The organism is Paenibacillus tundrae (genome assembly GCF_036884255.1).
GTDB lineage: Bacteria > Bacillota > Bacilli > Paenibacillales > Paenibacillaceae > Paenibacillus.
Window position 1 is genome coordinate 2,958,250 of the sequence record NZ_CP145605.1, and the last position, 17,049, is coordinate 2,975,298.

General features: G+C 47.5%; 7 protein-coding genes. 5 read left to right on the plus strand and 2 right to left on the minus strand.

Annotation, left to right across the window (positions count from 1 at the left end; translation table 11 throughout):
• Positions 1-432 precede the first annotated feature (432 nt).
• From V6W81_RS13305 to V6W81_RS13320, 4 genes are all read left to right on the plus strand, one after another.
• Entirely contained in the window at positions 433-5,871 is a 5,439-nt protein-coding gene (locus V6W81_RS13305) for an amino acid adenylation domain-containing protein (protein ID WP_338544001.1), read from the plus strand.
• Positions 5,872-5,949: 78 nt separating this feature from the next.
• Entirely contained in the window at positions 5,950-7,719 is a 1,770-nt protein-coding gene (locus V6W81_RS13310) for an ABC transporter ATP-binding protein (protein ID WP_338543655.1), read from the plus strand.
• Positions 7,716-9,584 carry an ABC transporter ATP-binding protein gene (locus V6W81_RS13315; protein ID WP_338543656.1) on the plus strand — a complete coding sequence of 623 codons (1,869 nt, stop codon included), beginning with the start codon at positions 7,716-7,718 and terminating at the stop codon, positions 9,582-9,584. Before V6W81_RS13310 ends, V6W81_RS13315 begins: the two co-directional genes overlap by 4 nt.
• 516 nt (positions 9,585-10,100) lie before the next feature.
• On the plus strand, positions 10,101-10,748 hold the full coding sequence (locus tag V6W81_RS13320) for a hypothetical protein (RefSeq protein WP_338543657.1): 648 nt from the start codon (positions 10,101-10,103) through the stop codon (positions 10,746-10,748).
• A 111-nt stretch (positions 10,749-10,859) separates the two neighbouring features.
• On the opposite strand, the gene V6W81_RS13325 is transcribed toward V6W81_RS13320, so the two are convergent.
• A complete protein-coding gene (locus V6W81_RS13325; protein ID WP_338543659.1) occupies positions 10,860-11,837 on the minus strand; it encodes an alpha/beta fold hydrolase in 978 nt (325 codons plus the stop codon).
• Positions 11,838-12,120: 283 nt separating this feature from the next.
• Here V6W81_RS13325 and metE point away from each other — a divergent pair, with 283 nt between their 5' ends.
• The gene (metE, locus tag V6W81_RS13330; protein WP_338543661.1) at positions 12,121-14,409 is read left to right on the plus strand and encodes a 5-methyltetrahydropteroyltriglutamate--homocysteine S-methyltransferase; all 2,289 of its coding nucleotides are present in this window, start codon (positions 12,121-12,123) and stop codon (positions 14,407-14,409) included.
• A 207-nt stretch (positions 14,410-14,616) separates the two neighbouring features.
• Here the strand turns inward: metE and V6W81_RS13335 are convergent, their stop codons facing one another.
• Positions 14,617-17,031 carry a family 43 glycosylhydrolase gene (locus tag V6W81_RS13335; RefSeq protein ID WP_338543663.1) on the minus strand — a complete coding sequence of 805 codons (2,415 nt, stop codon included), beginning with the start codon at positions 17,029-17,031 and terminating at the stop codon, positions 14,617-14,619.
• Positions 17,032-17,049 lie beyond the last annotated feature (18 nt).

Here is a 17,049-nt window from a genome sequence, read left to right on the forward strand (position 1 = left end):
ACACCAACAATCCCCTTCGCCAAGAATATAATTATTTGGCCCACTTCAGGCACCCTTGTCGCTTCACATATTACTTCTGCTGGTAATCACTTACTCTGTCTTTAACCGGCTAATCTCTTGGGGGTGGAAGTCCGTGGAACTGGTGCAAGTTAGGACCTTTGCCATGTAGAAACTCTGTTCTCATCTTAATCTTCTTTCATCACCAGTTTTACCGCAAAGTCTAAGGAAAGCTGTTCTCAACCCGATCTTATCGCTAAGTCATAGTTCCTGTTGACTAGTTGGCCGTCTAAATTGCTCAGGAAACTTTATTTTTTCTTAGCGACTCCTCCTTTCAGACCCATTCAACTCTCTTTGATCATTGGCTCCGACCTCTAAAGACATATAATCTATCAGGTTAACGTTGTTGGAAAAGTGTGCTAGCCTTAACTAAAAATAAAATTTGACGAACTTATTGACCGTCTAAACCTCCGCCGAGATATTAGTCGCAACCCATTGTTTGATGTAATGTTTGTACTGCATAACCATGAGGGTAACGTCTCGGAGCTACGTCTTGACAAACGGACAGTGATGCGCCAATACAACGACTTGAAGCATGAGCCGGCAAAAGTTGATTTGACGCTGGTCGTGACAACTGGAGGAGACAATAGTCTTCAATGGTCGTTCGAGTATAGCGTTGATTTGTTTCGCCAGGAAACCATAGAGCGACTGTCGGCGAATTTTGCACAGTTGTTACAAATAGTTGCAACGGAGCCTGATATGTTGATTGGCGACATTAGCCTGCTGACAGAGCAGGAGAAGCAAGGGACAACGGAGTCCTGGCATGGAAAGGCAGCGGAATATCCACGGGAGCGAGCGATGCACGAGCTGTTCGAGCAACAAGTGAGGCAGACCCCGCAACGAATCGCAATTCGCGCGGGAGAGCGTAGCTGGAGCTACGCCGAGCTGAATGAACGGGCGAATAGCATAGCGGAAAAGCTACTGTCATATGGCGTAGCTGCCGAGGATCGGATCGGGCTACTGGCGGAACATTCGCCGGAGCTGGTGGCGGCAATCTGGGGCATACTCAAGGCGGGGGCGGCTTATGTACCGATCGATCCGTCGTATCCGCAGGAGCGCATTCGATACATTGTAGAAGATAGTAAAATGGCGTTATTACTGACGGAGGCACGACTGGAATCGCAGGTTCCTGCAGGCGTGGTCTGGCTGGACATCGACGCAGGAGCGGAAGTTCATCTCGTTAAGGAATCCAAAGCTGGTGCAGCAGTTGTTACTGGAAGCAGAGAAATGAACGAGACGGACGGGCATCAAGCACCTGTGAATGTGGGCATCGATGTAAAATCGTCGCAACTCATGTATATGATCTATACCTCTGGATCGACAGGAAAACCGAAGGGGGTCATGGTTGCGCATCAGAGCGCAGTGAACTATGTATGGTGGGCGTGCAAGGTGTATGCCGGTGGAGAGCCGATAGACGTGGCATTGTATTCATCGATTGCCTTCGATCTGACGGTGACGTCGCTGTATGTGCCGCTACTGACCGGGGGTAGCATCGTTATCCATGCAAACGCAGATAGAACGGTTGCTATTGCCGAGATTGCCGCAGCGGACGAAGTGGAACTACTGAAACTGACGCCGACGCATCTACGTCTGTTGCTACTCAGCGGTCATCGTCCGAAGCGGTTACGGAGCTTAATTGTAGGCGGCGAGGCGCTAGAGACGGAGCTAGCGCGGAGGATTCACGAGCAGTTTGAGGGAAGAGTCACCATCTACAACGAGTACGGGCCGACAGAGACGGTGGTGGGTTGTATGTTGCATGCCTATGACCCCTCACGCGACTTGAACGCAACGGTGCCGATCGGCTTTCCGGGAGACAATGTGAGCCTATACGTACTGGATCGCTGGTTGCAACCGGTACCTGATGGAGCAGTCGGGGAACTCTATATCGCTGGTGACGGCGTGTCGCGTGGCTACTGGAATCGGGAGGAGCTGACCGCGGAGCGATTCGTAGCCGACCCATTCATAACAGGGCGGCGGATGTACCGAACTGGCGACCTTGCGCGTAGGCTGGTGGACGGGACGCTACTGTACCTGGGCCGGGAAGACGAGCAGGTTAAGGTGCGAGGGTACCGGATTGAAACGGGCGAGATCGAAGCGCAGTTACTGGAACAAGGAAGTGTGCGTGAAGTAGCTGTCGTTGCCCGGCAAGAAGGCGAAGCGGGCCTTAGCCTGTGGGCGTATGTAACCGCAGATCAACCTGTGGAGACGAGTGAATTATCCCGTTATCTGAAGGAACGGTTGCCAGAATATATGGTGCCGACGGGTATAGTGCAACTGGAGCAGCTACCGCTGACACCGAACGGCAAGACCGACCGGAGGAAGCTGATGGAGGCTCCGCTGCGACCGGAGCAGGCGATTGTCCATGCTAAGCCGCAGGGAGAGACGGAAAAGCGATTGGCGTTATTATGGGAACAAGTACTCGGAGTGGACCAGATTGGACGGACGGATCACTTCTTCGAACATGGTGGTCATTCATTGAAGGCGATCCTGATGCTGTCGAAGGTGCAGAAGGAGTTCGGCGTTACCGTACCGCTGCAGACCCTGTTTGACATGCCGACGATTGCCGGACTGGCAGCATATCTGATCGAACACGGAATGACGGAGGTGATGCAATCCTCCGAAGAGAATCAGAGTGGACTGGACGACAAATCATTATTGCCAACCTTTGAACGAATTCAAGTTACCGCAGCTAGGACGTACTATCCAGCCTCAACTGCACAGAAGCGTCTTTACGTTCTCAATCATTTGGCAGACATCACTTATAATGTACCTGATATTACGCTTGTTCGCGGCCCGCTGGATTTAGCCAGACTGCAGGGCGCTGTACAAGCGCTGGTTGACAGGCATGAGACGTTGCGCACCTCGTTTAGTTGGGTCGATGGTGAACTTGTTCAACGGGTACATGAGGATACTACGATCACAATCCCATACTCCGAGGCTGAGGAGGAGGAGGAGATTGAGGAGCGGATTGAAGCGTTTGTAAGACCTTTCGATCTTAAGACTGCTCCACTACTACGTATGGAAATCATCAAGCTGGGCGAGGAAAGGCATCTCATGCTCACTGATATGCACCATATCATTACAGATGGTGTCTCGATGGAGATTTTCGGTGATGAGCTTGCGGCTCTCTACTCGAGTAAGACACTGCCTCCGATAAGCATTCAATACAAAGATTATGCGCTCTGGCAACTTTCCGCTCAGGGTGAGCAGCGCAAGAAGGCGGCAGAGGCCTATTGGCTCAGCGCGTTCGCTGATGCGGGTCCGCTTCTTGAGTTACCGATCGATTATCCCCGTCCGTCGATTCAGAGCTTCAGGGGCGGTAGGGTCGATTTCAAAGTACCAGAACACACCGTAGAGGCTCTATTTCAGCTTGCTCAGGAGACAGGATCCACGCTCTACATGATTTTGCTGGCTACGTATAATGTGTTGCTCTCCAGGTACAGCGGGCAAGAGGATATTGTGGTTGGCACGACGATTGCAGGACGCAACCATGCAGATACAGCCCATATGATCGGAGCTTTCATTAATACGTTGGCACTACGTAATACGCCGCGGGGCGAAAACTCCTTTACGGAGCTGTTGGAGCAAGTAAAACGTAATACACTGGCAGCCTACGAGTATCAGGATTACGCGTTTGAAGAATTGGTTGACCGATTAAATACACGGCGTGATGTCAGCCGCAATCCCCTCTTCGATACGATGTTTGTGCTCCACAATCATGGCAAAGGGGAGCTAGTGAAAAATCTGGGGCATGGCGTAAAGCTCTTTCCGTACGGAGGTTTTCAGCATCGTGTTGCTAAGTTCGACCTGACGCTGGTCGTTACCTTAACTGAAGATCAACAGCTCTTCTGGAGCCTAGAATACTGCGCCGATTTGTTCCGTCATGAGACGATCCAACGCATGGCGAAGCATTTCATGCAGCTACTACGAAGCGCTACTGAGAATCCGGGGCAAAATCTTCAGAGTATGGTGATGCTATCGGAGGCGGAGAGATATGAAGTCATAGAAGAGTTTAATGCAACGAAACAGCCGCTTCATGAGCGTGATACGGTAGTGAGTCGCTTCGAAGATCAAGCCTGGATGTCTGGGGAACAGGTTGCAGTGCTTGCTTCAAATGCCGAACCTTATACGGGGCAGCTGACTTATGCGGAGCTACTTGCACGGGCTGATCATATGTCCAGTTGGCTACGCGCAAATGGCATTCGTAAAGGTGATATTGTCGGACTGATGGTCGAGCGTTCGACGGATATGCTGGTGGGGTTACTCGGGATATTGAAGGCCGGTGCGGTCTATCTGCCAATTGATCCAACATACCCTAAAAAACGAATCGAGTACATGCTACTCGACAGTGGTTGCAGCTACGTTGTCACGAAGGAGAGCTTTAGCATGAGTATTGATCATGCTGTGAATATCCTGCTTCTAGAGCAGTTAGATAGTTTTACGCCACATGTGAGCGAGTACGATGAACAGGTGTCACTCGGGCCGGATGATGCCTGCTATCTGCTGTACACTTCGGGAACAAGCCGTAAGCCGAAGGGAGTACAGATCGGACACGGCTCACTACTCAATAGGCTGCAATGGATGCAACGGGCATATCCGATTGGCTCGGGTGATGTATTGCTGCAGAAGACACCGTTTACCTTCGACGTCTCGCTCTGGGAACTACTGTGGGGCATAATGTATGGCGCACGTGTGATCATGCTGGAGCCTGGACGTGAACGGGAGCCAAAGGCGATCATTGAGGCAATAGAGCGTCATGAGGTAACGGTTGTTCATTATGTGCCGTCGATGTTGGGAGCTTTTCTAAGCTATGTTGATGTCCACAATGCTGCGACTCGCCTGCGCTCACTTCGATATGTGTTTGCTAGCGGGGAGCCGCTAAAGCCGAGTCATGTTGAATGCTTCTATTCTCTGCTGAATATTCAAGCGACAAAACTAATCAATTTGTACGACCCGACCGAGGCCACAATTGATGTAACAGCATATGAATGTCCCGAGCATATAACTTCTGTGTCAGTGCCAATTGGTAAGCCGATTGATAACACTACCCTATGGGTGTTAAGTGATGGCAAGCTCCAGCCTGTCGGCGTGAAGGGAGAACTGTATATTGGGGGAGTAGCCTTGGCGAAGGGCTATGTTGGTAGCAAGGAACTGACGGAAGAGAGGTTCATCCCCCATCCTTACAACCCGCAAGAACGCTTATACCGTACAGGTGATATGGGACGCTGGCTGCCTAATGGGGATATAGAGTATCTGGGACGGATCGATGAACAAGTGAAGGTTCGGGGGTATCGGATTGAGCCCGCCGAGATAGAGGCTTGCTTGTGCGAGATTGAATTTGTAAGAGAAGCAGTCGTGCTGGCGAAGGAGGAGCGGCTAATCGGCTTCATCGTAGCTGATATCGAGCCAGATGTAATGATGGTGAGGATGTTGCTCTCCTTCACGTTGCCCGATTACATGATACCGGATCAGATCCTATTCATCGAGTCGATCCCACTGAACGCTAACGGGAAGACAGATAAAAGCAAGCTCATTCAGCTTAGCCTACCGGTAGAAGACAGGGCAAGCTATGTGGCACCTGAGAGCGAGCTGGAGAAAACGCTCGTCCTCATCTGGCAACAGGTTCTTGGTGTATCACCGATTGGAGTCACAGACAACTTTTTCGAGTTAGGTGGAACTTCCATTCAGGCTGTCCTCTTGGAGGTTGAGATGGAGCAACATGACCTTGACCCAGAGGATTTGATCGTATTTCGCTTTCATACTATTCGTGAGATGGCACATTATTTGAGCCACAGAGAAATCGCTCACGGATAAACACATGGTGGAGGGCGGCCATGGTCTGCTAGTGCCGTCTTCCACCTTTATCTTGCATTGCAGGGGGGGCAAAGTCGCTTGAAAAAAAGTCACAAACCGGGAGTGTCAGCTACACTAACCAGATTACTACGCTCATCTAGATCCTACTGGCCTTGGTATCTGGGCATCGTACTACTGTCTGTTTTGTTATCACTAATGACGCCTGCCTATGCTGAGTTGATGCGTCGGATTGTGAATACGATTATTGATCAGCAGTTGTCCGCGATGACCGTAGCCTGCTTGCTATTGGGTGTTCTGGCGCTGGCGGAAGCTGGAGGCAACTTTTTAAACGGATATGTTAATACCAAACTGCAAAATCGCTCTACCTTGCATTATCAGGCGAGGCTATTGAATAAGACAATGAAGATCCGCCAGAAGGAGCTAAACAACTATCATAGTGGCGACCTACTCTCCCGCATCCATGATGCTGCGCCGGAGGCACAGGCGGCTATCAATAACAAGACGATGGACCTATTTCGCAACTGTATGCAGCTTTTCTTTTTGCTGGCTTATCTATCTATCGTTCATGTCGGCCTAGCGATGGGGAGTCTGATCATTACTCTCGTTATTCCACTTTTCGCCAATCCGCTGGCCCGAAAAATGCGCGACACGTATACGAAGCGGCAGGAAGCGAGGGCACAGCAGGATACCTTTCTAATGGACAGTATACAAGGAATTGAAGTGATCAAGAGCTTCTCGGTGCAAGACAAAATGACGGCACTACTACGAAAAAAGTGGGACCACTACCTTATGTATCATTTAAAAGCACTGGCACTGGAAGCTGTATTTTACCGGGTGAATATATTTGTATATATACTCGGTTTGATGTACATTCTCGGATACGGTGGCTACTTGATTGTGCAAGGTAGGCTGGATGTTGGAGCACTTGCGGCGTTTTTGGTAGTGTTCGAACGTCTGTCCGGACCGATCTCCAATCTGTCCTCACTCTGGCCTCAACTACAGGTGGCAATTTCCAGCGCAGCGAGAACCTTTGAGGTGATGGATCTGCCCAGCGAAAAGGAGGCGGAGGCTACAGGGATGAATCCAGGATCAAACCTGAAGAGTGATATCCGTTTCGAGAACGTTTCGTTCCGTTATGCAGAAGGAGCCGAGGCTGCACTAAATGACGTCAGTTTCACGATTGCTCGGGGCCAAGTAACCGCGATTGTCGGGGAAAGCGGATCGGGCAAATCCACACTCACCAGTCTTTTACTGGGTGTGCATCTGCCCGATAAAGGACAAATATGGGTAGGTGATCACAATCTGGCTGAGATAGACTTGAGATACTGGCGCGGATCACTTTCCTACGTCTCCCAAGAACCATATCTTTTCACAGGAACGATTGGGGAGAATATCCGGTTGGGGATGCCTGATGCGAGCCATGAGGAAGTCAAGCAAGCGGCAAAGGCGGTCAACCTTCATAATTGGATAAGCAAATTGTCCGGTGGCTACGAGACAGTTATTGGCGAGCGCGGAGCAACCTTGTCTGGAGGCGAGCGGCAGCGCATTTCCATCGCGCGGGCGCTCATCAAAGACCCGTCGCTTTTAATACTGGATGAGCCGACCTCTGCTCTTGACAGTGAAAATGAACGCATGATTCAGGAATCAATCCAGCAAGCTGCCAAAGGGAAGACCGTAGTTATTGTTGCCCACCGCTTGTCTACAATTAAGGGGGCGGATCGTATTCTCTGCATGCATCAAGGTCAAGTCGTAAGTGAAGGGACTCATGAGGAATTGATGGAAAGCAGCAACTATTATCGCGAGCTGTACGAGAGAGGCAACCTTGAGCGGAAGGGGGGAGCAGTTTGAGTACAGAAACGCAAACGGAGCCAAAGGCAGTCTCGTCATTTTTTTCAATTATGAAATATGCCAAGCCGTATAAAATCGCTTTTATCTTTTCCGTGTTGTTGCTCTCGGCAGATATTGTTTACGATGTAGGCTATGCGTGGGTTCAACAACTGTTCATTGATGCCGCTGGGCGACGAGATCTGGATACGTTGTTGTTTCTGACGGGAGCAAGTTTGGCTGCGGGCATTGGGATTATCTTGTTCTTCATGCTTCAATTTTACCTGCGTAACTCAGTTCAATCGTGGATGCAACGGGATTTCTCGACGGATGTATTCCGGCAGATCGCCTCGCTTCCGTATTCATCACTAATCCGGTTCCATTCGGGCGATCTGGTCTCCCGCACGACCCGAGATGTCCAGCAGTCCAATGGGATGGTCGCTAACATTGTGTACGAGCTTACTTACAATGTTGCGCTGTTTGCGGTTGCCTTTGCTTATCTAGCTACGATGAACTGGAAGCTGGCGCTATTGGTCGTTCTATCCGCCCCGATAGTCTTTGCGGTTGGTAGATGGTTTGATCGTAAGCTGCGGACATATGGGAACCGACTTCAGCAAAAGGACGCCGAGATTCGGGGGTTTCTTCAAGAAATGTTGCAAGGGCTTCATATTGTGCGTATATTCCAGATGGAGTCGTCCTTGCTGGCCAAGTATGAAGAGAAGCGGCAAGAACAGAATCGTCTGCATGTTTCCAATATGTTACAGCGAACCTCAATGAACCAAACCGTGTACCTTACCAACCAACTTGTGATGATCTTATGTGTGTATTTCACAGCCTATACAGCGATTCAGGGAGCGTTGACAGCCGGTCAGGTACTAGCGTTTCTCGTACTAATCAGCCGTGTACAAAACCCGTTGCTTAGCGTCATTAACACTTGGGGAAACCTGCAACAGGGACTAGGCGCTGCGGAACGTATTTTTGCTCTCTTCAAACCTTCGGAGGAACGTAGGCAAGAGGGACCGGGGCAACCTGAGCAGAAGGACACTCATGAGACAGAGGAAGCGGTCAACGTACTGCAGCAGGGTACAGTTAGGGCAGTTGAAGTGGAGAAGGAAAGCGGGAAGCCTCTCGTTGTATTGAAGGAAGCCACAGTGTCGTTAGAACTAAATGAGGAGGAGAAAAACGTTCTGCTCGACGGAGTGAATCTGACAGTGAATAGAGGAGAGTTCGTTGCCATTGTAGGTCCGAGCGGAGCCGGTAAGTCAACACTGCTTAGGTTATGTAGCGGCTTGATTTCTCCTACGACTGGTGGGGCGATGATACTTGATAACCAATTGAATGCTCATCCAGATGTAACCGAGAAGCTTCGAAAGCTGAGTTATGTTCCGCAGACGCCCTATCTCTTTACCGGGACATTGAAAGAAAATATTCAGCTGGGACTGGAAGAGGCGAGTGAGGAGGATATCATCTGGGCGGCCCAAGCTGCGGGTGCTCATTCCTTTATCAAGAAACTGGATGGAGGTTATGACGCACTGGTAGGGGAGCGGGGAGAAACGCTATCCGGCGGGCAACGACAACGGATTACGCTAGCACGTGCACTAATCAGACGTCCAAAGTTATTACTATTAGACGAGGCAACTTCTGCACTCGATACACTCACAGAGGCACAAGTATTGAAATCTATTCTGCAGGCCATGCCTGACATTACGGTGATTGCGGTCACACATAGAGCATCCGCAGTCCAGTACGCGAGCAGAGTCATCGCTATGAAGCAGGGGCAAATTGTAGAAGACGGCACACATGCGGAACTACTGCAACTTGACGGAGTCTATAACGCTTTATTTCCCCATACTGAGGAGGAAAGCAATGGCAAACAACTTGTAAGATAACGGTATTAATGAGGATCTCGGATCATTCCGAGACAGCCTAACTTAACAAAATGGAACCAACAGGAGAGAGGCATAGCAAGCCGATACTAAACGTACGGGAAATTCAGCTAATGGAGTATTGACCTTATTTAATTCTTACGACAATGAAGTTATGCGTGGATTATCACAGCAATTGAAAAAGTCGATATTTGGGTATGATCCCCTTTTAGTAGACAAGAGAAAAAAGACGTCTGTTAAGATGGACTTAATCTTGCCTACTGCAGGGGATTTTCTCATGGCTAAAATAGAACAAACTTTCCGGCGGTACCTGATATGATAGAATTGAGCACAACCCTTAAAGTGGATTTATAAACGACGTAAGTTGGATGGCTCCGAAATTTTCAGAGCAAATACTTCATGTTTTGACCATATTGTATATGTTCATACCAATTATTAAAGATAAAATAGTATGTACCAAGGTAAACTTGTTAATTTGAAAACGTTTTAGTCTGAATAGAACAACAAGGAGATCTGATTATGAACATTGTGAATCCTATACCTTCGAATATGAAAGAGTTACTTGCTCACTATGATGCAAATGGACATCTAACCATGCAAGCTTCCTTAATCGGTCAGCGTTCTGTGGTGTATAGAATTAAAGACTATAGCCTGAAAGTGTATAGTACACGTGGAAAAATAGATGGAGAGGTGGAGTGTGCGGCGATATTGGAAATGCAAAACTATGCATTCGTTCCTAAGCTATACGCATATTCTTCAGGAAAGTATGTGCTCACCCAATGGGTGGAGGCGCTTAATCTGAGAGAGTATCGAGATACGTATGGACACATTCCACCTCAATTATTGAATGATATCCTCACAACAGAAATCGGGCAGATCCGAGCAGGCTATCAGGATTGGGATGTCATCCAGTATGAAAACTTGCTGTGGACGAAGTGTGGTGAAGTGAAAAGAAATGATTTCTGGTTATGTGAGCCTATAGGTTCTAAGCGAGAAGATGAAGAAGAGAAGTTCAATCGCAAAGTACAGCAGATTTACAATCAGGATTGGAGTGGATTCGAGCATATTCACAACTATTTCAACCGACATGGACTTACGTCCAAGGATATGCGAGAGGCGCTAGACCAATTTCTATCTCATAGAAATGGTTTATCCCTGATTGGATAATCGGCAAAAGATATAAAACCCCCAACGGTTTACTTATCGTCGAGGGTGAATGGACACTTATAAATATTAAGTGATTATTATGTTATGAATATCTTTGATATGAAGCTTTACTTATTGGGCTGCTAATTCTAATATTTCGTCAGCTACTTGCTCTGGATGGTACTGATGAATATAATGCTCAGAATCTTTCACCGTCACGTGTTTGGCTTGTGTTGACCAAGATGTGAATTCAGCTTGAGTTTGGTCCCAGATCGGTTCACTAGCTCCCAAATAATCTGCAGTTAGAATTGTCAGTGGTACAGATAGAGGCTTGGTGTTATTCATTACGACTGTTGCATTGGCATTCATCTCACGTAATTCATCTACGGTGTTGGCATTCCCATAGTTAAGCAGCAGAGCCGTTGTATCGACTTGTTTCAACTCATCAGGTACAAATTTCAAGTTGTTACGATTAGCACGGGTTGCTTCCAAGACAGGTTCGGATTGTAGAGACAATCGGAACAGCCCCGTTTGTATACGGAATTGATTCATAAAGCCACCAATGACATCGGCTAAATTATCTTCGTCTTTTGCATAATGCTCCGGGCTACCCCCATCGATCATCACAATGCCTTTTACTTCATTCGGGTACTTCTGAGCATATCGCAGCGTTTCAAGCGACCCAAGGGAGTGCCCGACGAGTATATAAGGTGGTTGTTGTCCAGATGTCGTTAATAGCTCATGTAATTCCTCCGCAATGGTATCCACATCTCGCTTTTTGTCGGTTACATCACTATAACCATAACCGAAGCGGTCATACACCGCGAACTTGGTGTAGGGAGATAATTTATCATATAAAGGATAATAATCTACATAGGGATTAGCCGTACCCCAACCGGATGCCATGACCACTGTAACATCACCTTGACCACCCGTATAGAGGTGCATATTTTCTCCATGTACTTTGTAGAGCTTGCCTGGGGGTGTGAAATTGTTCAAATCTTTTCTTGTCTCTACCTGCTGATAAACCACGCCTGATCCCAGAAGAAGCAGAATCAACGCAAGTCCCGCAATGGCTGTAATTCGTAGTCGTTTTCTCCATTTTTTCATGTAATCACATACTCTCTCGCTGTATTTTCCTCAGTATAACTGCCCAAGCTTATGTATATAAAAACACAGTCTTAATTCTAGCTTAACTGGATAGTTTATTTGTACTATTGTGAATGTTTGTTTAATTTCACCTACACTGCCAGCGTAATTAATGCACAGTAAAAAATACGCTTAGCTATAGCCTTAAGCTATAGCTGGGTATAATTTTATGGAATTACATGGCGCAAGCCTTTCTGTGATAACTTTTGATATAACAAATCGAAGTGCAGAGGGGGAATCTCACATGGTGAAAAGTAGTGTTCTTGGATATCCGCGTATTGGAGCAGATCGTGAATGGAAGAAAGCATTGGAAGCATATTGGGCAGGCAAAATTGACACCGAAGCTTTTGAAAGCCAGCTGCAAGCAATTCGTTTGAATCATTTGCGTAAACAGCAAGCAAAAGGTATTGATTACATTCCTGTCAACGACTTCAGTTATTATGATCATATATTAGATACAGCTACGATGTTTGGTTTGATCCCTGAGCGCTTTGCATATGAGGGCGGCAAAGTACCTTTGTCTGTGTATTATGGGATTGCGCGTGGAACGAAGGATGCCGCTGCCAGCGAGATGACGAAATGGTTCAACACCAATTATCATTACATCGTACCGGAATTGTCAGGCCTCACACCCGTACTTACGGAGAATAAACCATTAGAGGCGTACCGTGAGGCGAAGGAGCAATTAGGGATTGAAGGGAAACCCGTACTAGTCGGCCCACTTACATTTGTGAAGCTATCAAAAGGGTACAGTGCCTCTGAGGCGGGGACGTGGCTTAATCGCCTCTTACCTCTATATGTTCAAATTCTTCAAGAATTGCAGCAGGAAGGTGTGCAGTGGGTACAGATTGATGAACCCATCCTTGTTACACAAGTGAGCGATGAAGATCTGCAACATCTGAGAACCATCTATGACACATTACATGCATCAGCACCTGCAATCAACATTATGTTACAGACATATTTTGAAGCTGTGGAGCGTTATCAAGATATTGTGGCGTTGCCTGTTCAAGGTATTGGACTCGATTTTGTACATGGACGGCTCGGGAACCAACAATCGCTCCAATCGTTTGCTTTTCCTCAGGACAAGGTACTGGGAGCTGGTATCATCGATGGTCGTGGGATCTGGAGATCTTCTCTGCAAGAAAAGCTGGATCTTCTGAATGAACTGTCTGCTATCGTATCACCAGATCGCCTCATCATCCAATCCTCATGTAGCCTATTGCATGTTCCGGTAACAACGTATTGTGAAACTAAGCTTACATCTGAACTGAAAAATGCATTGGCATTCGCGGATGAAAAGCTCGATGAATTGGTTCTCTTAACCCAAGCGCTAACGTCAGGTATTGGAGCTATTGCTACACAACTGGATACGAGTGCACGTGCGATTCTGGCTCTTCATCAGTCCAATGAGCGCAATCGTAGTGATGTTCAGCAAGCGGTGGAGAAGCTCCGGGTACAAGAGCCCGTACGTTCTGAGCCATTTGCCCAGAGACATCTAGCACAACAGGAAAAATGGCAGCTGCCTTTGCTACCAACGACAACGATTGGAAGTTTCCCTCAATCTGCTGAGGTTCGGAAAGCGCGTCAGAGCTGGCGCAAAGGGGAGTGGAATCAAGAGCGTTACACGGATTTCATTCATCAACATATCGATACTTGGATCGGGCTTCAGGAAGAGATTGGCTTAGACGTGCTGGTGCATGGGGAATTCGAGCGCACGGATATGGTTGAATTTTTCGGTGAGAAGCTGGCTGGGTTCGCCTTCACGCAGAATGGTTGGGTGCAATCATATGGATCACGCTGTGTGAAGCCACCTGTCATCTTCGGAGATGTGGCATTTGACGGAAACATGACGGTGGAAGAGACGGTATATGCTCAATCTCAGACGAAGAAGCCGGTGAAAGGCATGTTGACTGGCCCGATTACCATCATGAACTGGTCATTTGTCCGTGACGATATCCCGCGAGAACATATTGCATACCAGCTGGCTTATGCCCTCAGACAAGAAGTCGAGGCGCTGGAACAAGCAGGCATCGGCATGATTCAGGTGGATGAACCGGCTGTGCGTGAAGGGCTACCACTTAAGGTAAATGAGCAGGAGGCGTATCTTGCTTGGGCCGTGAAGGCATTCAAAATCACGACTTGTACGGTGCATGAAACGACACAAATTCACACGCATATGTGTTATTGCGAATTCCATGACATGATTGGTTCGATTGAAGCCATGGATGCAGATGTCATTTCGATTGAAACCTCACGGAGTCATGGTGAATTAATTCATAGCTTTGAGCTGAACACATACAAGCTTGGCATTGGACTCGGCGTATATGATATTCATAGTCCACGTGTACCTAGTGTGAAGGAAATGACGGATATGATTCAGCGGGCTTTGCGTGTGTTACCGGCACAATTGTTCTGGATTAACCCAGATTGCGGACTCAAAACACGTGGTTATGACGAAACGGTTGCATCATTGCAAAACATGGTTGAGGCAACACGACTTGCTCGTGATACGTATGCTACGCTTGTGTAAGTACTACTCATACGGTTAGAAAAAGAAAGACTGACGCATGATTACTCTGCAATCATGCAATAACAACAAAAGCAGGAACAAGAACAACTGTAGCTCTTAATTGATTAGGCTACAGTTGTTCTCTATTCAGGACAATAAAAGAGACCACATTCAAGTACCTAACCATTGAATGTGGTCTCTTTCGATTTATTTAAATTACCGGTTCAATTATTCTGGCCGTTCACCAGCTAAGCGTCGAACCTCTTTCGCAGTCAGTGCTTTATTATAAATGCTGACCTGATCCATCTTGCCCTTGAAATACGGATCGGCAGTATATCGGCTCTTGCCTAAGTATGCGTCAGTAACTTGTAAATCTTTGGGGTTATAGGTGATGTCGGTACTACTCGCCACAGATTGGCCATTCACATACAACGTTCCTGTGTCACCCTGGAGTGTAACAGCAACATGAACCCATTGGTTGGTGGGCAATGCTTGGGATGCGATCAGACTTTGATCCTTACCCTCATTATGAATGGTGAATTGTAGCGCTCCGTTATGTTGAGAAGGCGTTAGGAACATATGACGCGTCAAGCCATTGCCGAAATCGAAAATCCGTTGCCATGGGTTACCACCATCCCAGTAGACCCAGCTGCTGAATGTGAAGTCTGTCGTATCTGTGATAAGTCCAGGTAATTCAATATAGCTGTTTTGTCCATTAAAAGCAGCAGCGAGGGTTTTCTTGTTACCTACGACTGAACTCTCCACGTGAAAGGCTTGTCCATGATATCCATTTTTGCTGGAATCCTGTGCAATTTTGGCGAGCTTACTGCCATCAAATCTGTATTCACCAAGTAAAGGCCCTTTCGCTTGCTCGGGTACGGTGATGTTAAACTTTTGGGTAGTAGATGCATTTCCTTTTGTGATGTTAGCCGTTAATGTTACTTTGGCATCGCCTTTGCCTGCACGGGGACGATTCACAACCCCGGTATTGGAGATCACACCTAAATTGGACGAACTCCATGTGATCTTACTATCCCGTGCACCTGATGTGGGAAGGGATACATTGAAGAATATATTTTTGGTGTCGCCAATATTCAAATCCTTTTTAACCGCATCAACAACGGCTCGATCCGTAAGCTCAACATCTTGACTTCCCCAGATCGCAACGCCTGTAGAGGAGAGGGCACTGAAGGTCAGAATCTCGCGCTGAAGATTCGGTTCCCACTCATAGGTAAGTACCCCTTTGTAAGTTACACCTTCTGTCGTGATGGTAATCTGATTGCGATGATCATCTGTAACACTCCATGTGCCTGTCACTGCGCCGCTAATCTGACCATTAGGAGAAAGGACAACATTTTGAGATGTTTTGATTGCAGATGAGATATCTTTTCCATGATTAATCCACTTATACTGACCAGCCACCGAATGACTTGGCATAACATTAGAAGCTTCGTCCAATCCGGCATAACGATACGGAGACACTGTTGGCCATCCATCGGCATTCATGTGCATTTCATGTACACGGACTTCATGCTGTTCCCCGCGTCCTGGGAAGCGAGAATGGAAGATCAAGAAGTGCTTGCCACTCTCAGGATCGACATAGGCAGAGTTGTGACCGGGTGATACGTAACCGATACCCTGACCTGTACCCGGATCACCGATCTGTCTTTGGAACAGGTAATTACCCATCAGCTTAACGCCGAATGGCTCAATAGATGCGTCATCGAAGAGAGGTTTGTCCTTATCTGCCTTAACTTGAATCATATCGTTCCCCGCAGCATCGTAAAATGGACCGTCCGGTGTCTTCGAGCGTGCTACCCGAATATTGTATCCTCCAACAGCGTCAAGTCCACCATAGGAGAGGAACAGATAATAATAGTCCGTCTCTGGGCTATATTGCATATAAGGTGCTTCAATGCGGCTGTGATTACCACCTGTCAGTTTTTTGCCATAACCTTGATTCGGCAGAGGTTTACCTGTCGTTTCGTCCATCTCCAGAATGAAAATTCCTCCGGAATATGAGCCATACACCATCCATAACTTGCCGTCTTTATCAAAAAACACATCGGGATCAACAACGTTGGGATGTTTCGTTGCATCATATATGGTACCATCCTCGCTAATCTGATCCCACATACCCGATTTCAGCAATATCCCCTGATCCTTATAAGGCCCTTCAATGTTATCAGCGACAGCAACGCCAAGTGCAGAACGAGGAGAGTCGCCTTTGCACGCATTGTAGTACATATAAAATTTGCCGTCAGCCAATTGAATAACATCGGCCGCCCATAGTGTATCCGTCTGCGCCCATGCTAGAGCTTCTCCAAACTCCTTCGTCACATTAGGAACGACTGGATTATTGTCCGTAACGCCTGATGCTACGGCCTCCCAGTTCATAAGATCTTTGGATTTAGCGACTTGTAAGTGTGAACCGAATACGTAATAGGTATCGCCAACCTTAATAACGGAAGGATCGTGAACAGAAACATCCGTAAATCCAGGTATCGAGTTAAGCGTAGATTGAGTAGTCAATTGTGGTTGGATCACGTCTGAGGTAGAGCTGTTCGCCATAGCTGAGCCTGGCAATAAACTTGGTGAAGTGAGTAGAGCAGCACTAAGTGCGATAGCCATATAACGCTTCATAAAATTCCCCTTTCATCA